Genomic DNA, 21,017 nt, shown 5'->3' with positions numbered 1-21,017 from the left:
CGATTAGACGCTTGCCCGGCAAACGCCTAGGCTTCTCTGTGTCAATCCGTCGCAGGGGAGCTTGCCGTGCCCCGGTCAGCCGAGATTTCCGCCATTGCCAGCCCTACCGAACCTGCCGCCGGGCAGGCCGAAGGCTATGCCTATGCCGAGCTGGGCAACGCTGTAGCCGAGGGTTCAGCCGTGCTGGCCCAGGAGAGCGCCCTGGCCATCGCCTACAACGGCATCAGCCATGCCGTGATGATGGTGTCGCCCACTGCCGTGGAAGACTTCATCACCGGGTTCAGCCTCAGTAGCGCGGTCGTCGATTCCATCGACGATATTTATGACATTCGCCTGCACCACCTTGGCCCGGCCATCAGCGCCGAGGTCGAGATCAGCAGCCGCGCCTTCTGGGCGATGAAACAGCAGCGCAGGCAACTGGCCGGCACCAGTGGTTGTGGCCTATGCGGTGTAGAAGCGCTCGACCAGGCGCTGCCTCAGCTGACGACCCTGGTCCCAACCCAGCTGCCGCAAGCTGCGCACCTGGTCGACCTGCGCGAACGCATCGCCGCCGTACAGGACCTGGCCCGCCGCAGCGGCGCCCTGCACGCCGCGCTGTATGTCGACGCCTGCGGAGCGATTCGCGCCTGCCGCGAAGACATCGGCCGGCACAACGCGCTGGACAAGCTGATCGGCGCCCTGCTGCGCGAGAAATACGATGTGCGCCAGGGCTTTGCAGTGGTCACCAGCCGCTGCAGCCTGGAACTGATTCACAAGGCGGTCAGGGCCGGTATCGGCAACCTGGTCAGCCTGTCGGCTCCGACCGCCCTGACCGTGCAATGGGCGCGCCGGCACAATCTCAACCTGATCCATTTGCCCCACCACAGCGCGCCGCGGGTATACAGCCCCGCACCGCCTGCAAGAGAAGAACAGCCATGAGCCTGCAACCCGTGAACCCGCGTTACAAACCCTACAAAGGCGCTGCCGCCGGTTGGGGTGCGCTGATCAGCGTCACCCAGTTCTGGCTGGACAGCAAACAGCCCTTCAAGAACCTGCGCGCGCTGCTCAAGACCAACCAGAACGGCGGCTTCGACTGCCCGGGCTGCGCCTGGGGCGACTCGCCGGAAGACGGCCGTATCAAGTTCTGCGAGAACGGCGCCAAGGCGGTCAACTGGGAAGCCACCAAACGCCGGGTCGACGCCAAGTTCTTCGCCAAATACACCGTCAGCCAGCTGCGCGAGCAGAGCGACTACTGGCTGGAGTACCAGGGCCGCCTGACCGAGCCGATGCGCTACGACGCGGCCACCGATCGCTACGTGCCGACTTCCTGGGACGACGCTTTCAGCCTGATCGCCAAGCACCTGAAGAACCTCGCAAGCCCCAACCAGGCCGAGTTCTACACCTCGGGGCGCGCCAGCAACGAAGCGGCATTTCTCTACCAGCTGTTCGTACGCGCCTTTGGTACCAACAACTTCCCCGACTGCTCGAACATGTGCCACGAGGCCAGCGGTGTGGCGCTGATCCAGAGCGTGGGTATCGGCAAGGGCAGCGTGACCTTCGATGACTTCGAGCACGCTGACGCCATTTTCGTACTGGGCCAGAACCCGGGCACCAACCACCCGCGCATGCTCGAGCCGCTGCGTGAGGCGGTCAAGCGTGGCGCCCAGGTGGTTGCTTTCAACCCACTCAAGGAGCGTGGCCTGGAGCGCTTCCAGCACCCGCAGCACGCCCTGGAAATGCTCACCAACGGCTCCGAGCCACTCAACACCGCGTTCTTCCGCCCAGCGTTGGGCGGCGACATGGCCGCGCTACGTGGTATCGCCAAGTTCCTGCTGCAATGGGAACGCGAGGCCGTCGCCAAGGGCGAGAAGCCGGTCTTCGACCATGCCTTCATCGCCGAGCACACCGACGGTGTGGATGCGTACCTCGCCGTGCTCGACGCCACCACCTGGGAATCGCTGGTCGAGCAGTCCGGTCTGAGCCTCGAGGAAATCGAGCAGGCCGCGCTGATGTATCGCCGCGCCGAGAAGGTGATCATGTGCTGGGCGATGGGCATCACCCAGCACGTGCACTCGGTGGCCACCATCCAGGAAATCGTCAACCTGCAACTGCTGCGCGGCAACCTCGGCCGCCCCGGCGCCGGCCTGTGCCCGGTGCGTGGCCACAGCAACGTGCAGGGCGACCGCACCATGGGCATCAACGACCGCCCGCCGGTGCTGCTGCTCGACAACCTCGAGAAGCGCTTTCAGTTCAAGGTACCGCGCGACCATGGCCACAACACCGTGGAGGCGATCAATGCCATGGTCGACGGCCAGGCCAAGGTATTCATCGCCCTGGGCGGCAACTTCGCCCAGGCCACGCCGGACAGCCCGCGCACGCACCAGGCCCTGCAGAACTGCGACCTGACCGTGCAGATCAGCACCAAGCTCAACCGCAGCCACCTGACCACCGGCAAGGACGCGCTGATCCTGCCGTGCCTGGGCCGTACCGATATCGACATCCAGGCCACCGGCCCGCAAGCGATCACCGTGGAAGATTCGTTCAGCATGATCCACGCCTCCAACGGTCAGCTGGAGCCGCTGTCCAGGGAGATGCGTTCCGAGCCGGCCATCGTCGCCGGTATCGCCAAGGCGACTCTGGGTAATCACCCGGTCGACTGGGACGCGATGATTGCCGACTACAGCCGCATCCGCGAGCTGATTGCCGACACCATCCCCGGTTTCCAGGACTTCAACACCCGCGTGCAGCACCCGGGCGGTTTCTACCTGGGCAACTCGGCTGGCGCGCGCCAGTGGAAAACCACCACCGGCAAGGCCAATTTCAAGTCCAACGCGCTGCTCGCCGACCTGCTGCCACCCCAGGTGCGCAACAGCGGCCAGACGCCGGACCTGATCCTGCAGACCATGCGCTCCCACGATCAGTACAACACCACCATCTATGGCCTCGACGACCGCTACCGTGGCGTTCGCGGCCAGCGTGACGTGCTGTTCGTCAACGAAGCCGATATCGCTCGCCTGGGCTACAAGCCGGGGCAGAAGGTGGATATCACCTCGCTGTGGGACGATGGTGTCGAGCGCAAGGTGGTGGGCTTCACACTGCTGGCTTTCGATATCCCGGCCGGCCAGGCAGCCGCCTACTACCCGGAAGCCAACCCGCTGGTGCCGTTGCAGAGCGTTGGCATCGGCAGCCACACGCCGACCTCGAAGTTCGTCGCCATCCGCCTGCACGCAGCCCAGGAAACCGCGCGCATCCTGTAAGGGCTGCGCATCGCCTCCCACGTCGGGCCGCTGGCCCGAGGTGGGACTACTGCCCTCTCCTGCTACATCAGCCTGCAGTTCGTCGGAAACTGTGGCGCTGATCGCCGAAAATCGCCTCTGATGTCCCCTTGCCGTCACCTATGTCGGTTAACGTGCCCACCAAGCGCTCGAGCGAAGCGCGTAGTTCCAGCCCAAGCCACGATGTGGCCTTTCGGGTTTCTGCCAGACGAGCGACAACCGTGCCACTGACTACCAGGCTTCTGAAAAGCCGCCTGGTACCGATGTCATTGGCCTGCAACGGGAGGGGATACCATGCGGTTTTCATCTGCCGTCCTGCTTGGGGCGGCGCTGCTCGGCGTCCATGCCCAGGCAGCGATCATGGAGCGCGAGCTGGGCGACTACGAACTCAATCTGGGCACCACGCCGAGCCGCAGCATGGCCCAGGGGCTGGTCAAACCCCAGAGCGGCGGTGACTTTCACGGCGGGCTCGACCTGAGCCACCCGAGCGGCTGGTACCTGGGCCAGTGGTCGCCCAACCTGGGCATCAGCCCGGGCAGTCGCATGGAGCTCAACAGCTACGTCGGCTATCGCCAGCAGTTCGTCGACTCGCTGGGCTACGAAGTTGGCACCATCCGCTATAGCCATCCGGGCTACACCTACCTCGACAGCCAGGACGTCTATGCCGGCCTGACCTACGACGCGCGGCGTTTCGGGTTTTCCTTCAGCAATGACCCGAACCGCTTCAACAGTACGGTGCTGGCCGACCTGGGCCGCGTCAGCGTACTGGGTATGGCGGTCGTCGTACGCTATGGTAACCACCTGCTCGACAACCCCAAGCAGATTTCCAGCGGCGGCCAGGTCAGCTCGTTCAATGACTGGTCACTGAGCCTTTCACGGCCGTGGAAGGGTATCGATTTCGACTTTTCCTACTCGGATTCGAGCCTCAGCGGCGATGCCTGCTCGGCCTACTCGGGCCATAACACCGAGTGCGAGGGCTGGTTCTCCATCAAAGCCTCGAGATCGCTGTTCTAGCTATAGCTTCAAGACAAAAACGCGGCGCCTCTGAAACATAAACACATCTTGATACATTCATAAATGTATCTTTAATCCCCGCTTCGGGAATTTCGCCCGCTTGCGCCCTCTAAGGAGATGTCATCGGCACAGCACGATGACCGCTGGAACCATGGCAGCGCTATGGCTACGCCCGCAAGGGTCATTTTCGAGGGTTGCGCGATGCGTACATTCCTTACTGCACTGGCCTTCAGTGCAATGGTTTCCCCCCTGGCTTATGCCGATACCACCAAGACTGCCATCGGCAGCGGGGTGGGCGGCGCGCTGGGCAATATCGTCGGCCAGCACCTGGGCGGCAGCACGGGCGCTACCATCGGCGCCGGCCTGGGCGGCGCAGCAGGCGGCGCCATCAGCTCCCGCAACAAGACCGAAGCGGCCCTGGGCGGCGGCCTGGGCGCAGCAGGTGGCTCGGTACTGGGTAACCAGTTCGGCGGCAGCACCGGCTCGACCATTGGCGCCGGCCTGGGTGGTGCCGCCGGTGGTGCGCTGGCCAACGAGGTGGCCGACAGCAACCGCCATGAATCCCGCTATCGCGACAACGGCCATCGCCATGGCAAGAAGCACCACAAACGTCACCACAAGCATCGTCACCGCTAACCATCATTTCACCATCAAGGGCGCTTCGGCGCCCTTGGTCGTTCAGGCCGGCAGCAGCAACTCCATTGCCTGGCGCAGTGGCTGCGGAATCGAAACCGGCTGGTTGCTCTGCCGCTCCACGAACACGTGGACGAAGCGCCCCGCCGCACAGGCCTGCATCTCTCCTTCCCGAAACACCGCCAGTTCGTACTGCACCGAGCTATTGCCCAGCTTGCCGATACGCAGGCCGACTTCGATGCGCTCCGGAAAAGCGATCGACTCGAAATAGTCGCAGCTCGAGCTGACCACGAAACCGACGACTTCACCGCGATGGATATCCAGGCCGCCCATTTCGATCAGGTAGCTGTTCACCGCCGTGTCGAAATAGCCGTAGTAGGTGACGTTATTGACGTGACCATACAGGTCGTTGTCGTGCCAGCGCGTGGTGATCGGCTGGAAATGCCGGTAGTGCTCGCGCAAATGCTGCGGCTGTTGCATGGGCTGCCACCTCGCAAAGGACAAGAGCCGGCATGGTGCCGGCCTCATCGTCCGGTGACAACCTGCCTGACCTAGTACGCGACTTGATAGATGGCCAGCGCATGGGCCTGGGTCATCTCCCGCGGATTGTTGGCCAGCAGGCGCTCATGCAGCATGGCGTCGGTGGCCAGGCGCGGTAACAGCGATTGCTCGACGCCCACATCACGCAGACGCGCCGGCAGACCGCTGCGCTCGCTGAGATCCGCCAGTTCGATGATGAACTGCTCGGTGTGATCGGTCGCATCGCCACTGCGCAGGCGCTCGCCCAACAGCAGCGGCGCCAACTCCTCGTAGAGCGGCGCAGCCACCGAGGCGTTGAAGCCAAGCACATGGGGCAGCAGCACCGCTGTGCTGACCCCATGGGGCACCTGGCAGTGGCCGCCCAGCGGATAGGCCAGTGCATGCACCGCCGCCAGCGGTGCGTTGGCATAGGCCTGCCCGGCCAGGCAGGCGCCCAGCAGCATGGCTTGCCGGGCCTCGCGATTGGTACCGTTGTGCACGGCTTCGTCCAGGTTGGCACCGAGCAGGGTCAAGGCTTCACGAGCGAACATGTCGGAGAGCGGATTCTTGCGCCGCGCACCGGTGTAGGCCTCCACCGCGTGCCCCATGGCCAACATGCCGCCGGCGGCGGTCACCGGCGCCGGCAATTGCAGGGTGAGCTCGGCATCGAGCAATGCCAGATCCGGCAACAGCCGTGCCGAGACCACCGCGACCCGAGTCGCCTGCCCCGTCGTCACCACGGCAATGGGCGTCACCTCGGACCCGCTGCCGGCCGTGGTCGGGACCTGAATCAGCGGCAGACGCTGCCCCACCGCCTTGTCGATACCGTAGAGGTCACCCAGCTGCTGTCGACAATCGGGATGGGCCAGCTGCGCAGTCAGCTTGGCCACATCCAGTGAGCTGCCGCCACCAAAGCCGATGACCAGGCTCGCCTGAACCTCTCTGGCGAACTGCGCAGCGCGGTTGATCACGTTCTCCGGCGCGCCGGCGAGCACGCCATCGAAAACATGCAGCGCCACGCCACTGTTGGCAAAGGCGCTGCGCACCGCCTCGAAGAAATCCTGGCGGGCGATGCCGGCATCGGTAACCAGTGCCACGGAGCGAGCCCCCCAGGCCTGGCACAAGGGCACCAGGCGCTGAACGGCCCCGGGCTCGCAGATAAGATGGGCGGCTGTCGCAAAACTGAATGGCTGCATGGCGCGTTCCTCTTCTGATGCGGCGCGAAATCGCGCGAGAGACCGTGCCTCTTTCACCCTCGGATCGCAGCGTCCTGGCAAGGCCTCTGTTCATAGTAGGCCGTGGCCCCATATCTGCCTGGAAAAGCGCGAGATGACCGCCGTTCGTCGATTGCCTGGCGACCGCCATCGCGCCGGCTGCATCGCCACCTTCTGCCCCGTGGCTGGACATCTGATCCAGGCGGACTTGCCCAGGCCAATAACTACGCGGCCTTCAGCCATAATCACGAAGATCGCGGCTGAAGGCGACAATTGCCCCAGAAAAAGTGCTAGTCCATCCTGTTCTTGGGGTTATGACATAACTGCCTAAAGCCTGCCGTTCACCCGGCTTAGACTGAAACCATCGAAGTGAAAGACGGAGGTGAATCATGCCCCTTTCCATCGACGGCATGAATATCGGCCAGTACAGCTATCGGCCAGTTGGCAATATCAACAGCGAGCAGCAAACCAACGCTCTGGATCGCGTAACGTCCCCGGCACAACGGCTGAACGATGAGCAGACGCAGTTGCTCGAACGTCGGCGTCTCGATCAGGAGCGCCAGGATCAGCTGCGTGAAGCGCGTGAAGAGCGCATCGCTCAGCAGGAGCTGGAGGAAGAACGGGCTCTGCAAGTGCGCCAGGAACGCCAGGAGGCGGCTCGTGCCCTGGATGAGCAATTACGCGAGCAGCGGCTTGAGACACTTCAAGAGCAACGCCGGGAAGTGCTCGATCCACTGTCCGCCGAAAGCCTCGCCAGGCAACGGGTGCAAACGGAGATAACCCCGCAGGCGGTAAACAATCCGCAAATCAGCCCGCGGTTCGCTGCCGAGGCGATTTCCACCTATCGCCAGACCGAATCCCCGGACTTTATCGGTCGCAGTCTGGTTGCCTGACAGCACCCAAAAAAAATTGGGTCCTCAACTGTATCGTGGATCACGGTACAGCTGAGGGCCCGGTTGTTTTTACGTCCCGCATCGGGAAAGGGCGTTTACTCGCTGGAGTGGACGCCCATCATTTCACTCCTTACCCAGTGCTTCCTGGCGCTGCAGAAACTCTTCCTGCAGCAGCGCATCGGCGTTTTCCGCTTCCCCGCTTTCGAGTTGTTGCTGCAGATGACCGGTACCGACCGGCTTGCTTTCCAGTTTGCCCACCAGATGCTCGAGAGCATGGCGCATCTTCTCGGCCGCGCCTTCGATGGCCTGCTCCAGCGACTCGGCCTTGTGGGTCACGGACAACGGCTGATGGCCCTTGGGGCGCACCTCGATCTGGCAGCGCTTGTCATCGGCGCCGCTCTTGCTGCCATTCTCGTCACCAATATGTACTTCTACCCGCGACAGGAATTCTTCAAAGCGTTCCAGTCGATCCGCCACCGATGCGCCCACCCATTCCTGGAGACGCGCACTGCCTTCGATATGGTTGCTGTTCACATGAACTTGCATGGTATTCCTCGCTTCTGACGGGTCTACAGGCTTGGAGGCAGCCGATCATGACTAGGTTCCTGCTGATTGCCGCCGCTACCGGCGGGTACGGCAGCGGCGCGCCCGGGCGTGCTCAGAAGCGATCGCGGATCACCACCTCGTCGAACGGCAGTTTGCCGATACGCGGCTTGGCGTCGATGGCCTTCTTGCCCACGGCGACCATCAAACCGATCACATGGTTGTCCGGCAGGTTGATCAGCTTGGCCACGGCGTCGAAATCGAAGCCGTCCATGGGACAGGAGTCCAGACCCTTGCCGCGCGCGGCGAGCATCAGGGTCTGGGCCACCAGGCCGCAGCTGCGCATGGTCTCGTCGCGCTGCACCTGGGGCTTGTCGCGGTAATAGTTGTCGATGGCCCCGGCCATGAACTGCTGCACCTCGACCGGCGCGCCGTCCCACACACGGCTGACGTTCTTTTCCCAACTGTCGAGCTGGGCGCACACCACCACCAGCATCGAGGCATCGGTCATCTGCGCCTGGCCCCAGCCGACCTCGCGGATCTGCTGACGCAAGGCCGGGTCGCTGACCTCCACCAGGCGCACGTGCTGCAGGTTGAAGGCGGTTGGCGCGAGCAGCGCCAGCTGCAGCAATTCGTTCTTTTCTTCAGCGCTCAGGGTAAACCCGGCGTCGTAACCCTTCACGGCGCGGCGGCTGCGGATGGCTTCATCGATATGCATGACAAACTCCAGAGGAATGGAAAACCGCCCCATGCTAGGCAAGCCGAAGCGCCAGCGCCACTGGGGTATTCCGATGGAATTCATCGCCTGTAACGATTTATCCGAACCGCTGCCGCCACGGGTGAGTCGATTACCCAGAGCCGATCGGAGCTAACCCGCCCTGCCCAGGGCTGCCCGAGGCAACGCCGCCATGCCCCATTCACGACTGTTCCAACGCAAGCCTCGAGCGCTAAGCTGTCGCCCATGACCCAATCGCCCTACATCAGCCTGCCCACTGCCGACGCCGATGCGCTGAAGCCAGGTGGCGACTGGACGCTCGCCCACTATGCCGCGCTGCTGCCTCAGGTCGACGGGGCTCGGCCGGCGCTGGATGAACACTGCCGTATCGACCTCAGCGAACTCGACGCCCTGGACACCGCCGGTGCCAGCCTGCTGGTCGAGTTGCTGGGCGCCGAGCGGCTGATCGGGCTGCTGCCCGAGGGTGCGCTCAGTGACGAGCGCCGCGCCCTGTTGCACACCGTCGCCACGGCCATGCTGCAGAATCAGCAGCTGGTCGAGCACGTGCGCCGTTCCAGTTGGCGCGAGTTCTTCGGGCATATCGGCGAGGTGGTCGAAGGCGTCTGGCACAAGGCCGTGGGCCTTCTGGGCTTCGTCGGCCTGACCCTCAGCAGCATGCTGCTGATCCTGCTCAACCCGCGCCGCTGGCGCCTGACGTCGCTGGCCTCGCACCTCGAGCAGATCGGCCTCAACGCCGTGCCGATCATCGCCCTGCTGACCTTTCTGGTCGGCGCCGTGGTGGCCTTTCTCGGCGCCACCATCCTGCGGGACTTCGGCGCGACCATCTACACGGTCGACCTGGTGGCGTTTTCCTTTCTGCGCGAGTTCGGCGTGCTGCTGACCGCCATCCTCATGGCCGGCCGTACCGCGAGCGCCTTCACCGCGCAGATTGGCTCGATGAAGGCCAACGAGGAGATCGACGCGATCCGCACCCTGGGCCTCGACCCCATGGAATTGCTGGTGCTGCCGCGGGTGTTCGCCATGCTGATCGCCCTGCCGCTGCTGACCTTCGTCGCCATGCTCTGCGGCATGCTCGGCGGCGCCATGGTGTGCCTGATCACGCTGGATATCTCGCCGTCGATGTTCCTGTACCTGCTGCAGGAAAACATCCCGCTCACGCATTTTCTGGTCGGCATGGGCAAGGCGCCGATCTTCGCCTTCCTGATCGCGGTGATCGGCTGCCTGGAAGGCTTCAAGGTCACCGGCAGCGCGCAGTCGGTGGGCGAACGCACCACCTCGAGCGTGGTGCAGTCGATCTTCGTGGTCATCGTGGTCGATGCGGTGGCCGCACTGTTCCTGATGGAGATGGGCTGGTGAGTGGCGAAGCGATCATCCAGGTCCGCGACCTGACCAACCGGTTTGGCCCGCAGGTGGTGCACCAGCACCTGGACCTGGATCTCTACCGCGGCGAGGTACTCGGCGTGGTGGGTGGCTCGGGTACCGGCAAGTCGGTACTGCTGCGCACCATCGTTGGCCTGCGCGAGCCGAATGCCGGAAACGTGCGGGTATTCGGCGAAGACCTGCTGACCCTGCCCGCAGGGCGCCGCTCCGAGCTGGAGCGCCGCTTCGGCGTGCTCTACCAGCGCGGCGCGCTGTTCTCGTCGCTCACCGTGCTGGAGAACATCGCCCTGCCATTGATCGAGCATGCGGGCCTCACTCGCGCCCAGGCCGAGCGCCTGGCCGAGTCCAAGGTGGCGCTGGTCGGCCTGCCGGCCCACGCCGGCGACAAGTACCCGACCGAGCTGTCCGGCGGCATGGTCAAGCGCGCCGCCCTGGCCCGCGCCCTGGCGCTGGAGCCGGACATCCTGTTTCTCGACGAGCCGACCGCAGGCCTCGACCCGATCGGCGCGGCGGCCTTCGACCAGCTGATCCGCACCCTGCGCGACGCCCTCGGGCTCAGCGTGTTTCTGGTCACCCACGACCTGGATACGCTCTACACCCTGTGCGACCGCGTGGCCGTGTTGTCACAGAAGCGGGTGCTGGTGGCCGACACGCTGGACGTGGTCGCCGCCACCGACGATCCCTGGATACACGACTACTTCCATGGCCCGCGCGGACGCGCGGCCGAACAGGCTGCAGCGAGGATTAGCTGAATGGAACCACGCGCCCATCACGTCTTGATCGGCATGTTCACGGTGGCGATCGTCAGCGCCATCCTGGTGTTCGCCCTGTGGCTGGGCAAGACCAGCGCCGACAAGCAGTTCAACTACTACGAGGTGATCTTCACCGAAGCGGTCAGCGGCCTTTCCCAGGGTAGCGCGGTGCAGTACAGCGGCATCCGCGTCGGCGACGTCACCAGCCTGACCCTAGACCCGCAGGACCCGCGCAAGGTACACGCCAATATCCGCATCACCGGCACCACGCCGATCAAGGAAGATACCCGCGCGCGCCTGACCATCACCAATATCACCGGCGGTGCGGTGATCCAGCTGCACGGCGGCTCGCCCGAAAGCCCGGCGCTGAAAGCCCGCGATGGTCGCACGCCGGTGATCATCGCCGACCGCTCCCCGCTGTCGCGGCTGATGGCCAACGGCGAGGACCTGATGATCAGCGTGACCCGCCTGCTCGACCGCGCCAACGCCATGTTCTCCCGGGAGAACACCGAGAACATCGCCAAGACCCTGCATAACCTGGAGCAGATCACCGCCAGTGTGTCCGAGCAACGCGAAGAGCTGCGCGAAGCCCTCGCGCAAATGGCCGCCGCGGGACGCGAGGCCAGCGCCCTGATGAACAACGCCAACCGGGTGTTCAGCGGCCCGGCGCAGAACACCCTGGAGAGCGCCGAGCGCCTGGCCGCCTCGCTGGAGCGCAGCAGCAGCAATATCGAACAACTGCTGCAGGACAACCGCGCGGCCCTCGACGGCGGCATGCAGGGCATCGGCGAACTGGGCCCGGCGATCAACGAGCTGCGGGACACCCTGGGCTCGCTACGCTCCTTCTCGCGGCGCCTGGAGGAAGACCCGGCCGGCTATCTGCTGCGCAGCGACAGCATCAAGGAGTTTCAACCATGAAGGCACTCGCCACCGCCGGCGCCCTGCTGCTGACCGGCCTGCTCAGCGCCTGCTCGATTATTCCCACGGGCGAGGCGCTCGATGTGTACCTGCTGCCGAGCAACCTGCCGGTCCGCGCCGCCGAGGCGCCGCGGGAAAGCTGGTCGTTACGGGTCAATCGCCCGCAGAGCAGCCAGTTGCTGGACAGCCCGCGCATCGCCGTGCTGCCGCAAGGCGACCGGATCAGCGCCTATCAGGGCGCACGCTGGAGCGACCGCGCGCCTGCGCTGTTTCGCGACCGGCTGATCAGCGCCTTTCTCGACGACGGCCGCATCGGCGCCGTCAGCAGCGACGACAGCCGCCTGCAGGCCGACCTGGAGCTGAGCAGCGACCTGCGCGCCTTCCAGAGCGAGTACCGCAACGGCCGACCCGAAGTGCATATCCTGCTCGATGCGCGTCTGGTGCAGGCCGGAAACCAGCGCATCCTCGCCAGCCGCCGCTTCGAGGTCCGCCAGATCGCTAGTGACACGGCGGTGGAGTCGGTGGTCAAGACCTTCGGCATCGCCAATGACCAGCTGTCGCGGCAGATGCTGGATTGGGTGGTGCAGGAAGGCCGGCGCAATGCGCCGGCTAGCAGCAAGCCCTGATCATCACTGATCACGGCGTTTGCAATCCATGGTGGAAGCGGGCCATGCCCGCGAAAAAGCCATGGGCTTGGACCAGGCGTCCCGCCCGTTCCCACAGGGATACAGCGGCCCGTCATCGCTTTGCTAGCCGTGCTCCTGCTCGTAGCCATCTAGGGTGGATCGGGGCGCGTAGCTGACGCTGTTTCATCCACCGCGGCGGTTACCAATTGGTGGACGGATGAAGCGTCGTCCACCCTACCCACTGATCACGGCGCTTGCCATTCATTGTAGGAGCGGGCCATGCCCGCGAAAAAGCCATGGGCTTGGACCAGGCGTCCCCGCCCGTTCCCACAGGGATGCAGCGCCCCGTCATCGCTTTGCTAGCCGTGCTCCTGCTCGTAGCCATGCAGGGTGGATCGGGGCGCGTAGCTGACGCTGTTTCATCCACCGCGGCGGTTACCAATTGGTGGACGGATGAAGCGTCGTCCACCCTACCCACTGATCACGGCGCTTGCAATTCATTGTGGGAGCGGGCCATGCCCGCGAAAAAGCCTGGGCTTGGACCAGGCGTCCCCGCCTGATCCCGCAGGGATGCAGCGGCCCGTCATCGCTTTGCTAGCCGTGCTCCTGCTCGTAGCCATCTAGGGTGGATCGGGGCGCGTAGCTGACGCTGTTTTCATCCACCGCGGCGGTTACCAATTGGTGGACGGATGAAGCGTCGTCCACCCTACCCACTGATCACGGCGTTTGCAATTCATTGTGGGAGCGGGCCATGCCCGCGAAACAGTCACGGGCATGGACCAGGCGTCCCCGCCCCTTCCCACAGGATTGCGCAGTTGCCTGATATCGCATTACGACTCTGCTCTAGCCTGTACGCCCACTAAAAACGGCCGGCGTGATCACTCACACCGGCCGTTCTTTTTTGCTGCAATGCTGGCTTTAGACGAATACGATCTCGTCGTTTTCGACCTTGCCGGTCACCGTGCTGCCGGGGCTGAACTTGCCGGCCAGAATCATCTGCGCCAGCGGGTTCTCGATCCAGCGCTGGATGGCGCGCTTCAGCGGTCGCGCGCCGTAGACCGGGTCGTAGCCCACGGCAATCAGCTTGTCCATCGCCTCGTCGCTCAGCTCCAGGCTCAGGTCGCGTTCGGCCAGGCGCTGCAGCAGGCGGCTGAGCTGGATGCGCGCGATACCGGCGATCTGCTCGCGGGCCAGGGGCTCGAACACCACCACCTCGTCGATGCGGTTCACGAACTCAGGCCGGAAGTGGTTGCCCACCGCATCCATCACTGCCGCGCGCTGCGCCTCGCGGTCGCCGACCAGCTCCTGGATCTGCGCCGAGCCCAGGTTGGAGGTCATCACGATCACCGTGTTCTTGAAGTCCACGGTGCGGCCATGGCTGTCGGTCAGGCGGCCATCTTCTAGCACCTGCAGCAGCACGTTGAACACGTCCGGATGGGCCTTTTCCACCTCGTCCATCAGCACCACCGAGTAGGGTTTGCGGCGTACCGCCTCGGTCAGGTAACCGCCCTCCTCGTAGCCGACGTAGCCCGGCGGCGCACCGATCAGACGGGCCACGGAGTGCTTCTCCATGAACTCGGACATGTCGATGCGCACCAGGGCGTCTTCGGTGTCGAACAGGAACTCGGCCAGCGCCTTGCACAGCTCGGTCTTGCCCACCCCGGTGGGGCCGAGGAACAGGAACGAGCCGCTGGGCCGGTTCGGATCCGACAGCCCGGCACGGGAGCGGCGCACGGCGTTGGCCACCGCCACCACGGCCTCGTCCTGGCCGATCACGCGCTGGTGCAGCAGGCCTTCCATCTTCAGCAGCTTGTCGCGCTCGCCTTCGAGCATCTTGGCTACCGGGATACCGGTCCACTTGGAAACCACCTCGGCGATTTCCTCCTCGGTAACCTTGCTGCGCAGCAGCTGGTTTTCCGTGGTGCCGTGCTGGTCGACCATCTGCAGGCTGCGCTCCAGATCGGGAATCACCCCGTACTGCAGCTCGGCCATGCGGTTGAGGTCGCCCTTGCGGCGGGCCGCTTCGAGCTCGGTCTTGGCCTGTTCGATACGCTGCTGGATCTGCGCCGAGCCCTGGACTTCGGCTTTTTCCGACTTCCAGATGTCTTCCAGATCGGCGTATTCCTTCTCCAGCTTGGCGATGTCTTCCTGCAGTTTGACGAAGCGCTTCTTGGCCGCTTCGTCTTCTTCCTTCTTCAGCGCCTGGGCTTCGACCTTGAGCTGGATCAGGCGGCGATCCAGGCGATCGAGCACCTCGGGCTTGGAGTCGATCTCCATGCGGATGCGGCTGGCGGCTTCGTCGATCAGGTCGATGGCCTTGTCCGGCAGCTGGCGGTCGGTGATATAGCGGTGGCTGAGCTTGGCCGCGGCGATGATCGCCCCGTCGGTGATGGCCACCTTGTGGTGCACCTCGTAGCGCTCCTTGAGGCCGCGCAGGATGGCGATGGTGTCTTCCTCGCTCGGCTCGTCGACCAGCACCTTCTGGAAGCGGCGCTCCAGGGCGGCGTCCTTCTCGATGAACTGGCGGTACTCGTTCAGCGTGGTGGCGCCCACGCAGTGCAGCTCGCCGCGGGCCAGGGACGGCTTGAGCATGTTGCCGGCGTCCATGGCGCCCTCGGCCTTGCCGGCGCCGACCATGGTGTGCAGCTCGTCGATGAACAGGATCACCCGGCCTTCCTGCTTGGACAGCTCGTTGAGCACCGCCTTGAGGCGCTCCTCGAACTCGCCGCGGAACTTGGCGCCGGCGATCAGCGCGCCCATATCCAGGGACAGCAGGCGCTTGTCCTTGAGGCCGTCCGGCACTTCGCCGTTGACGATACGCTGGGCCAGGCCCTCGGCAATGGCGGTCTTGCCGACGCCAGGCTCGCCGATCAGTACCGGGTTGTTCTTGGTGCGGCGCTGCAGCACCTGGATGGTACGGCGGATCTCGTCGTCACGGCCGATCACCGGGTCGAGTTTGCCCTCTTCGGCACGCTTGGTCAGGTCGACGGTGTACTTGTCGAGCGCCTGGCGCGATTCCTCGATGTTCGGGTCGTTGACCGCATCGCCGCCACGCAGGTTGTTCACCGCGTTTTCCAGCGCCTTGCGGCTCACGCCCTGGGCGAGCAGCAGCTTGCCGAGCCTGGTGTTCTCGTCCATGGCGGCGAGCAGCAGCAGTTCGCTGGAGATGAACTGATCACCCTTCTGCTGCGACAGGCGGTCGGCCTGGTTGAGCAGGCGCGCCAGATCCTGGGACAGGCTGACGTCGCCGGTGGGGTTCTGGATCTTGGGCAATTGGTCGAGCTCTTTGCTCAAGGCCTGGCGCAGGCTGTTCACATCGAAGCCCACCTGCATCAGCAGCGGGCGAATGGAACCGCCCTGCTGGTCGAGCAGCGCCTGCATCAGGTGCAGCGGCTCGATGGCGGGATGATCGTGGCCGACGGCCAGGGACTGGGCATCGGAAAGGGCAAGTTGCAACTTGCTGGTCAAACGGTCGATTCGCATGGCGTCATCCTTCCTCTTGGAGGCAGGCCAGCGCGATGAATGCGCCTAACTGAAGAACCTGCCGAGATGCAGCATAGATGAGGCCGATTGTGCGGGTTTCAAGCGGGAGGCGGTTTGATCGCGGTCAGCAGCGGTGCCGAACGGGTTGCCCTAGGTATCGCTGCGCTCAACGCCAGGCTGCGGATAGCTCACCAGCCCTGGTTGAGCGCGGCGCAAGCCGATCAGCGATCCGCCAGCCAGATCAGCGAGGCGAAGCGTCCGGTCCGGGCCGCACGACGGTAGGAATAGAAGCGCGCATCGCTGACGGTGCAGAAGCCGCCGCCGTATACGGCATTGATGCCACGCGCCGCCAGGCGGATGCGCGCCAGCTGGTAGATATCGGCCATGAAGCGCCCGGCATTCTGGCTCGGCATGAACGCGCCGGCCGCCTGGGCGTGCTGGCTGACGAAGGCCTCGCGCACCTCGGCGCCGACCTCGAAGGCCTGGGGGCCGATGGCCGGGCCCAGCCAGACGAGCACGTCGTCAGCGTCGATGGCCAGTGCCTCCAGGGTGGCTTCCAGCACGCCGCTTGCCAGGCCACGCCAGCCGGCATGGGCGGCGCCCACGCGGCTGCCGGCGCGGTCGCAGAACAGCACGGGCAGGCAATCGGCGGTCATCACCGTGGCGGCGATGCCGGGTGTCGCCGTCCAGCTGGCGTCGGCCTCGACCAGCGTTTCCGGGTCGGCCTGGGCGACGGCAATGCCGTGCACCTGCTGCAGCCAGGCCGGGCGACAGCCGAGCTGGCTGACCAGGCGCTGGCGATTCTTGGCCACCGCTGCCGGGTCGTCCTCGACATGGGCGGCCAGGTTGAAGCTGTCGTACGGCGCCGCGCTCACACCGCCAGCCCGGGTGGTCACGCAGGCGCGTACCCACTCGGGCGCCGGCCAATGAGGCGTCAGCCAGTCATGGGCCTTGTCACTCATCCGATGAACGCCTCGCGATCCTGGCGCAGCAGGGTCAGCAACCAGACGAAGTCATCGGGCAGCGGCGATTGCCACTTCATGCGCTCACCGGAGATCGGATGATCCAGCTCCAGGAAGCGCGCATGCAGGGCCTGGCGCGGGAACTCCTTGAGGTTCTGCACCATGGTCTGGCTGGCAGCCGGCGGAATGCGGAAGCGCCCGGCATACACCGGGTCGCCCACCAGCGGGAAACCGATATGGCTCATGTGCACGCGGATCTGGTGGGTGCGCCCGGTTTCCAGCTTGACCCGTGCATGGGTGTGCGAGCGGAAACGCTCGAGCACACGGTAATGGCTGACCGCCGGCTTGCCGCCATCGGTCACGGCCATGCGCTGACGCTGGGACGAGCTGCGGCCGATCGGCGCGTTGATCTTGCCGCCCGAGGTGATCACCCCGATGACGATGCATTCGTAGATGCGGCTCACGGTGCGCTTCTGCAGTTGATCGACCAGGCGGGTCTGCGCCTCGATGGTCTTGGCGACTACCATCAGGCCGGTGGTGTCCTTGTCCAGGCGGTGCACGATGCCGGCGCGTGGCACGTTGACGATGTCCGGCACGTGGTGCAGCAGGGCATTGAGCAGGGTGCCGTCGGCATGCCCGGCAGCCGGGTGCACGACCAGCCCGGCAGGCTTGTCGATCACCAGGATCTGCTCGTCCTCGTAGACGATATCGAGCTCGATGTCCTGGGCGATCCACTCGCCCTGGGCTTCCTGCTCGGCGGCCAGCGCCAGCACGGCGCCGCCGTGGACGATATCGCGCGGACGCAGCACCTGGCCGTCGACGGTCAGGTTGCCCTCCTTGATCCAGCCGGAAAGACGCGAGCGCGAGTGCTCGGCGAACAGCTGGGCGGCGACTTGGTCGAGGCGCTGACCGCCCAGATCGGCGGGGACCTCGGCGGTTAACTCAATGGCCTGCTTATTAATAGATGACATGCTCGGCAACGGCGGGGGCATAGCCTTTGGTTTCGGCTACACGCTTGTGGTTAAATACGGCGTCTTTGCCCCAGGGGTACCGGGGGCGCTCATCATAACAGGACGGCCCTGCCCAAGACAGCCGCCGTCCCAGGGACGCAAGCCGCCATGCAAGTGAAACACCTGCTGCTGATCGCCATCCTCGCCCTCACCGCCGCCTGTTCGTCCAAGGAAGTACTGGACGAAAACCTCAGCGAGGCAGAACTCTACCAGCAGGCTCAGCAAGACCTGGACAATGGCAGCTACACCAGCGCCGTGACCAAGCTCAAGGCCCTCGAATCGCGTTACCCCTTCGGCCGCTATGCCGAGCAGTCGCAGCTCGAGCTGATCTACGCCAACTACAAGAACGCCGAGCCGGAAGCCGCCCGTGCCGCTGCCGAGCGCTTCATCCGCCTGCACCCGCAGCACCCGAACGTCGACTACGCCTACTACCTGAAGGGCCTGGCCTCGTTCGACCAGGACCGCGGCATCGTCGCCCGCTTCCTGCCGCTGGACATGACCAAGCGTGACCCGGGCGCCGCCCGCGACTCCTACAACGAGTTCGCTCAGCTCACCAACCGTTACCCCAACAGCCGTTATGCCCCGGACGCCAAGCAGCGCATGATCTACCTGCGCAACCTGCTGGCCGCCTACGAAGTCCACGTGGCCCACTATTACCTGACCCGCCACGCCTATGTGGCCGCTGCCAACCGCGGCCGCTACGTGGTGGAAAACTTCCAGGAAACCCCATCGGTCGGCGACGGCCTGGCCGTGATGGTCGAGGCCTATCAGCGCCTGACCCTGGACGACCTGGCCGCTACCAGCCTGGAAACCCTGAAGCTCAACTACCCGGATCACCCGAGCCTGGAAAACGGCGAGTTCGTGCCGCGTGAAGAAGCTGCCGACGAGCGCTCGTGGCTGGCCAAGGCCACCCTGGGCCTGATCGAAAGCGACGTGCCGCCGCCACCGAGCCAGACCCAGGCCAGCCAGGACGTGCAGCGCCAGTATCAGGAAGCGGTCGACCAGATGCCGGCAGAGCTGAAATCCGCCGAGCAGGGTGAGGAGCAACAGGCGCCCAAGCGCTCGTGGTTCAGCTACATGACCTTTGGTCTGTTCGACTAAGACCCAGTTTCAGCCGTTCTGCCAACGATGCCAGTCAAGCGACTGGCATCGTGCTTTCTGGCCCCGCAAAAACGCTGACCGGGTAACTGTCCGCCCAGGGCGTCCTTAGCTAAACTGCCCCATCCCTCGACACGAAGAGAGCGCCATGGGCCTGTTCCGCCTGCTGTTCTGGATTGCCATCATCTTTGCCGCCATCTGGCTGTGGCGGCGCTATGTCAGTGCCTCCCGCCAGCGCCAGAAGGCCACACCGCCCTCGGATAATCCCGCGCCCATGGTGCGCTGCGCCCACTGCGGCGTGCACACGCCGCAACAGCACGCCGTACAACTGGCGCAACGCTGGTACTGCAGCCAGGCCCACCTGGAACAAGGCCCCAAGCCCGGTGCCCAATAGCGCCCTCGCGGTACGAGGCCCCCAGGGGCATCGTATCTTCCGGCTGTACCACCTCTACCGCCTGGTCATCGGCGTGGTGCTGGTGCTGCTGGTGTCGGCCAACCTCGACTCCGAGTTGCTGGAGCTGGCCCACGTGCCGCTGTTTCGCGGCGCCAGCTGGGTCTACCTGACGCTCAACATCCTGATCGCGCTGACCATCCATACGCCCGATCGCCTGCTGCCGGTATTCGCCGTGGCGCTGGGCGACGTGATGCTGCTCTCGGCGCTGTTCTACGCAGGGGGCGGCACGCCGAGCGGCATCGGCAACCTGCTGATCGTCTCCGTGGCGATCGCCAACATCCTGCTGCGCGGTCGCTTCGGCGTACTGATCGCCGCTGCCGCCGCGATCGGCATGATCTACCTGACCTTCTACCTGAGCCTCAACCACCCCCAGGCCAGCAGCCAGTATGTGCAGGTCGGTGCACTGGGCGCGCTGTGCTTCGCTGCGGCACTGTTCGTACAGGGCCTGACCCGGCGCCTGCAGGTCAGTGAGAGACTGGCCGAACAACGCGCCGCCGACGTCGCGGACCTGGAAACCCTCAACAACCTGATCCTGCAGCGCATGCGCACCGGCATTCTGGTGGTGGACGAACAGCGCCGCGTGCTGCTGGCCAACCAGGCGGCGCTGGGCTTGCTGGGCCAGCAGAACCTGGCGGGCAAGATTCTTGACCCGCACTGCACCGAGCTGGTCAAGCGCTTGCAACACTGGCAGGAAAACAGCAGCCTGCGCCCGGCCAGCCTGCAGACGCTCAGCGACGGCCCGACCCTGCAGCCCAGCTTCATCGCGCTGCAGCGCGGCGGCCAGCGGCATATCCTGATCCTGCTCGACGACATCTCGCAGATCGCCCAGCAGGCCCAGCAACTCAAGCTGGTGGCCCTCGGCCGACTGACCGCCGGCATCGCCCACGAGATTCGCAACCCCCTGGGCGCCATCAGCCATGCGGCGCAGCTGCTGCAGGAGTCCGAAGACCTGCACGGGCCGGATCAGCGCCTGGCGCAGATCATCCAGGACCACTCGCGGCGCATGAACCTGATCATCGAGAACGTGCTGCAGCTGTCACGGCGCCGCCAGGCCGAGCCGCAACTGCTCGACCTCAAGTACTGGCTGCACCGTTTCGCCGCCGAGTTCCGCAGCACCGCCCCGGCCTCCAAGGTGCTGCACCTGGCCATCGAAGGCAGCAGCATCCAGACGCGCATGGACCCCAACCAGCTCAACCAGGTCATCACCAATCTGGTACAGAACGGCCTGCGCCACAGCGCCAAGCTCAACCCCAAGGGCCAGGTGTGGCTGAAGCTGTTTCGCGACCCGCGCAGCGATCTGCCGGTGCTCGAGGTACTCGATGACGGCGCCGGGGTGCCGGCAGACCAACTGCATCACATCTTCGAGCCGTTCTATACCACGGAGAACAAAGGCACCGGCCTGGGCCTGTATATTTCCCGCGAGCTTTGCGAAAGCAACCAGGCTCATCTTCACTATCAACCACGCGAAGGCGGCGGCGCCTGCTTCCGTATCACCTTCGCGCATCCGCGAAAACTGAGCTGAACGACC

The 21,017-nt window shown here is 64.9% G+C and carries 19 protein-coding genes; 12 read left to right on the top strand and 7 right to left on the bottom strand.

What is annotated here, in order from left to right; genetic code table 11:
- Nucleotides 1-66 precede the first annotated feature (66 nt).
- The 4 genes from fdhD (at nucleotide 67) to SA190iCDA_RS05805 (ending at nucleotide 4,904) form a co-directional block, all read left to right on the top strand.
- The gene (fdhD, locus tag SA190iCDA_RS05820) at nucleotides 67-918 is read left to right on the top strand and encodes a formate dehydrogenase accessory sulfurtransferase FdhD (RefSeq protein WP_070884467.1); all 852 of its coding nucleotides are present in this window, start codon (nucleotides 67-69) and stop codon (nucleotides 916-918) included.
- Nucleotides 915-3,236 carry an FdhF/YdeP family oxidoreductase gene (locus SA190iCDA_RS05815; protein WP_070884468.1) on the top strand — a complete coding sequence of 774 codons (2,322 nt, stop codon included), beginning with the start codon at nucleotides 915-917 and terminating at the stop codon, nucleotides 3,234-3,236. Before fdhD ends, SA190iCDA_RS05815 begins: the two co-directional genes overlap by 4 nt.
- Nucleotides 3,237-3,548: 312 nt before the next feature.
- Complete coding sequence (locus SA190iCDA_RS05810) at nucleotides 3,549-4,268, top strand: TorF family putative porin (RefSeq protein WP_070884469.1); 720 nt, start codon at nucleotides 3,549-3,551, stop codon at nucleotides 4,266-4,268.
- 201 nt (nucleotides 4,269-4,469) lie between these two features.
- Entirely contained in the window at nucleotides 4,470-4,904 is a 435-nt protein-coding gene (locus SA190iCDA_RS05805) for a glycine zipper domain-containing protein (protein WP_070884470.1), read from the top strand.
- A 42-nt stretch (nucleotides 4,905-4,946) separates the two neighbouring features.
- Here the strand turns inward: SA190iCDA_RS05805 and SA190iCDA_RS05800 are convergent, their stop codons facing one another.
- Nucleotides 4,947-5,381: an acyl-CoA thioesterase gene (locus tag SA190iCDA_RS05800; protein WP_070884471.1), complete on the bottom strand. Its 435-nt coding sequence runs from the start codon at nucleotides 5,379-5,381 to the stop codon at nucleotides 4,947-4,949.
- Nucleotides 5,382-5,452: 71 nt separating this feature from the next.
- The gene (locus SA190iCDA_RS05795) at nucleotides 5,453-6,616 is read right to left on the bottom strand and encodes an iron-containing alcohol dehydrogenase (protein ID WP_070884472.1); all 1,164 of its coding nucleotides are present in this window, start codon (nucleotides 6,614-6,616) and stop codon (nucleotides 5,453-5,455) included.
- 407 nt (nucleotides 6,617-7,023) lie between these two features.
- Between SA190iCDA_RS05795 and SA190iCDA_RS05790 the strand changes: the two genes are divergently transcribed.
- Complete coding sequence (locus SA190iCDA_RS05790; protein ID WP_070884473.1) at nucleotides 7,024-7,527, top strand: hypothetical protein; 504 nt, start codon at nucleotides 7,024-7,026, stop codon at nucleotides 7,525-7,527.
- Between the two features lie 123 nt (nucleotides 7,528-7,650).
- On the opposite strand, the gene SA190iCDA_RS05785 is transcribed toward SA190iCDA_RS05790, so the two are convergent.
- Both SA190iCDA_RS05785 and SA190iCDA_RS05780 read right to left on the bottom strand, forming a co-directional pair.
- On the bottom strand, nucleotides 7,651-8,073 hold the full coding sequence (locus tag SA190iCDA_RS05785) for an HPF/RaiA family ribosome-associated protein (protein WP_070884474.1): 423 nt from the start codon (nucleotides 8,071-8,073) through the stop codon (nucleotides 7,651-7,653).
- Between the two features lie 112 nt (nucleotides 8,074-8,185).
- Nucleotides 8,186-8,788, bottom strand: coding sequence for a nitroreductase family protein (locus SA190iCDA_RS05780; protein ID WP_070884475.1), 603 nt, complete (start codon nucleotides 8,786-8,788; stop codon nucleotides 8,186-8,188).
- 243 nt (nucleotides 8,789-9,031) lie between these two features.
- Here SA190iCDA_RS05780 and SA190iCDA_RS05775 point away from each other — a divergent pair, with 243 nt between their 5' ends.
- Genes SA190iCDA_RS05775 through SA190iCDA_RS05760 form a run of 4 tightly spaced genes read left to right on the top strand, consistent with a single transcriptional unit; the run spans nucleotide 9,032 to nucleotide 12,482 of the window.
- Complete coding sequence (locus SA190iCDA_RS05775) at nucleotides 9,032-10,162, top strand: ABC transporter permease (RefSeq protein ID WP_070884476.1); 1,131 nt, start codon at nucleotides 9,032-9,034, stop codon at nucleotides 10,160-10,162.
- Nucleotides 10,159-10,938, top strand: a complete 780-nt coding sequence (locus tag SA190iCDA_RS05770) for an ABC transporter ATP-binding protein (RefSeq protein ID WP_070884477.1) — start codon at nucleotides 10,159-10,161, stop codon at nucleotides 10,936-10,938. The genes SA190iCDA_RS05775 and SA190iCDA_RS05770 overlap by 4 nt, the downstream gene beginning before the upstream one ends.
- Nucleotides 10,939-11,856 carry an MlaD family protein gene (locus SA190iCDA_RS05765; protein WP_070884478.1) on the top strand — a complete coding sequence of 306 codons (918 nt, stop codon included), beginning with the start codon at nucleotides 10,939-10,941 and terminating at the stop codon, nucleotides 11,854-11,856.
- Entirely contained in the window at nucleotides 11,853-12,482 is a 630-nt protein-coding gene (locus SA190iCDA_RS05760) for an ABC-type transport auxiliary lipoprotein family protein (RefSeq protein WP_070884479.1), read from the top strand. Before SA190iCDA_RS05765 ends, SA190iCDA_RS05760 begins: the two co-directional genes overlap by 4 nt.
- Before the next feature lie 918 nt (nucleotides 12,483-13,400).
- Here the strand turns inward: SA190iCDA_RS05760 and clpB are convergent.
- The 3 genes from clpB to rluD all read right to left on the bottom strand — a co-directional run bounded on the left by clpB (nucleotide 13,401) and on the right by rluD (nucleotide 17,898).
- Nucleotides 13,401-15,965, bottom strand: coding sequence for an ATP-dependent chaperone ClpB (clpB, locus tag SA190iCDA_RS05755; RefSeq protein ID WP_070884480.1), 2,565 nt, complete (start codon nucleotides 15,963-15,965; stop codon nucleotides 13,401-13,403).
- A gap of 221 nt (nucleotides 15,966-16,186) precedes the next feature.
- Nucleotides 16,187-16,927, bottom strand: a complete 741-nt coding sequence (gene pgeF, locus SA190iCDA_RS05750) for a peptidoglycan editing factor PgeF (RefSeq protein WP_070884481.1) — start codon at nucleotides 16,925-16,927, stop codon at nucleotides 16,187-16,189.
- Nucleotides 16,924-17,898, bottom strand: a complete 975-nt coding sequence (gene rluD / locus SA190iCDA_RS05745; protein ID WP_070884482.1) for a 23S rRNA pseudouridine(1911/1915/1917) synthase RluD — start codon at nucleotides 17,896-17,898, stop codon at nucleotides 16,924-16,926. The genes pgeF and rluD overlap by 4 nt, the downstream gene beginning before the upstream one ends.
- A 147-nt stretch (nucleotides 17,899-18,045) precedes the next feature.
- Here rluD and SA190iCDA_RS05740 point away from each other — a divergent pair, with 147 nt between their 5' ends.
- The 3 genes from SA190iCDA_RS05740 (at nucleotide 18,046) to SA190iCDA_RS05730 (ending at nucleotide 21,011) form a co-directional block, all read left to right on the top strand.
- The gene (locus tag SA190iCDA_RS05740) at nucleotides 18,046-19,038 is read left to right on the top strand and encodes an outer membrane protein assembly factor BamD (RefSeq protein WP_070884483.1); all 993 of its coding nucleotides are present in this window, start codon (nucleotides 18,046-18,048) and stop codon (nucleotides 19,036-19,038) included.
- A 145-nt stretch (nucleotides 19,039-19,183) separates the two neighbouring features.
- On the top strand, nucleotides 19,184-19,429 hold the full coding sequence (locus tag SA190iCDA_RS05735) for a PP0621 family protein (RefSeq protein WP_070884484.1): 246 nt from the start codon (nucleotides 19,184-19,186) through the stop codon (nucleotides 19,427-19,429).
- On the top strand, nucleotides 19,419-21,011 hold the full coding sequence (locus SA190iCDA_RS05730; RefSeq protein ID WP_070884485.1) for a sensor histidine kinase: 1,593 nt from the start codon (nucleotides 19,419-19,421) through the stop codon (nucleotides 21,009-21,011). The genes SA190iCDA_RS05735 and SA190iCDA_RS05730 overlap by 11 nt, the downstream gene beginning before the upstream one ends.
- The last annotated feature ends 6 nt before the right edge of the window (nucleotides 21,012-21,017 follow it).

This window comes from Pseudomonas argentinensis (genome assembly GCF_001839655.2).
In the GTDB taxonomy this organism is placed as follows: Bacteria; Pseudomonadota; Gammaproteobacteria; order Pseudomonadales; family Pseudomonadaceae; genus Aquipseudomonas; species Aquipseudomonas argentinensis_B.
Note: the sequence above shows the minus strand (reverse complement) of the source record. Positions and strands in the feature narration are given on the sequence as shown.

What these genes read in the sequence shown, in the direction of transcription:
- SA190iCDA_RS05815 (WP_070884468.1), top strand. Translation starts at nt 915, where the DNA reads ATGAGCCTGCAACCCGTGAACCCGCGTTACAAACCCTACAAAGGCGCT.
- SA190iCDA_RS05810 (WP_070884469.1), top strand. Translation starts at nt 3,549, where the DNA reads ATGCGGTTTTCATCTGCCGTCCTGCTTGGGGCGGCGCTGCTCGGCGTC.
- SA190iCDA_RS05805 (WP_070884470.1), top strand. Translation starts at nt 4,470, where the DNA reads ATGCGTACATTCCTTACTGCACTGGCCTTCAGTGCAATGGTTTCCCCC.
- SA190iCDA_RS05800 (WP_070884471.1), bottom strand. Translation starts at nt 5,381, where the DNA reads ATGCAACAGCCGCAGCATTTGCGCGAGCACTACCGGCATTTCCAGCCG.
- SA190iCDA_RS05795 (WP_070884472.1), bottom strand. Translation starts at nt 6,616, where the DNA reads ATGCAGCCATTCAGTTTTGCGACAGCCGCCCATCTTATCTGCGAGCCC.
- SA190iCDA_RS05790 (WP_070884473.1), top strand. Translation starts at nt 7,024, where the DNA reads ATGCCCCTTTCCATCGACGGCATGAATATCGGCCAGTACAGCTATCGG.
- SA190iCDA_RS05785 (WP_070884474.1), bottom strand. Translation starts at nt 8,073, where the DNA reads ATGCAAGTTCATGTGAACAGCAACCATATCGAAGGCAGTGCGCGTCTC.
- SA190iCDA_RS05780 (WP_070884475.1), bottom strand. Translation starts at nt 8,788, where the DNA reads ATGCATATCGATGAAGCCATCCGCAGCCGCCGCGCCGTGAAGGGTTAC.
- SA190iCDA_RS05775 (WP_070884476.1), top strand. Translation starts at nt 9,032, where the DNA reads ATGACCCAATCGCCCTACATCAGCCTGCCCACTGCCGACGCCGATGCG.
- SA190iCDA_RS05765 (WP_070884478.1), top strand. Translation starts at nt 10,939, where the DNA reads ATGGAACCACGCGCCCATCACGTCTTGATCGGCATGTTCACGGTGGCG.
- SA190iCDA_RS05760 (WP_070884479.1), top strand. Translation starts at nt 11,853, where the DNA reads ATGAAGGCACTCGCCACCGCCGGCGCCCTGCTGCTGACCGGCCTGCTC.
- clpB (WP_070884480.1), bottom strand. Translation starts at nt 15,965, where the DNA reads ATGCGAATCGACCGTTTGACCAGCAAGTTGCAACTTGCCCTTTCCGAT.
- pgeF (WP_070884481.1), bottom strand. Translation starts at nt 16,927, where the DNA reads ATGAGTGACAAGGCCCATGACTGGCTGACGCCTCATTGGCCGGCGCCC.
- rluD (WP_070884482.1), bottom strand. Translation starts at nt 17,898, where the DNA reads ATGTCATCTATTAATAAGCAGGCCATTGAGTTAACCGCCGAGGTCCCC.
- SA190iCDA_RS05740 (WP_070884483.1), top strand. Translation starts at nt 18,046, where the DNA reads ATGCAAGTGAAACACCTGCTGCTGATCGCCATCCTCGCCCTCACCGCC.
- SA190iCDA_RS05735 (WP_070884484.1), top strand. Translation starts at nt 19,184, where the DNA reads ATGGGCCTGTTCCGCCTGCTGTTCTGGATTGCCATCATCTTTGCCGCC.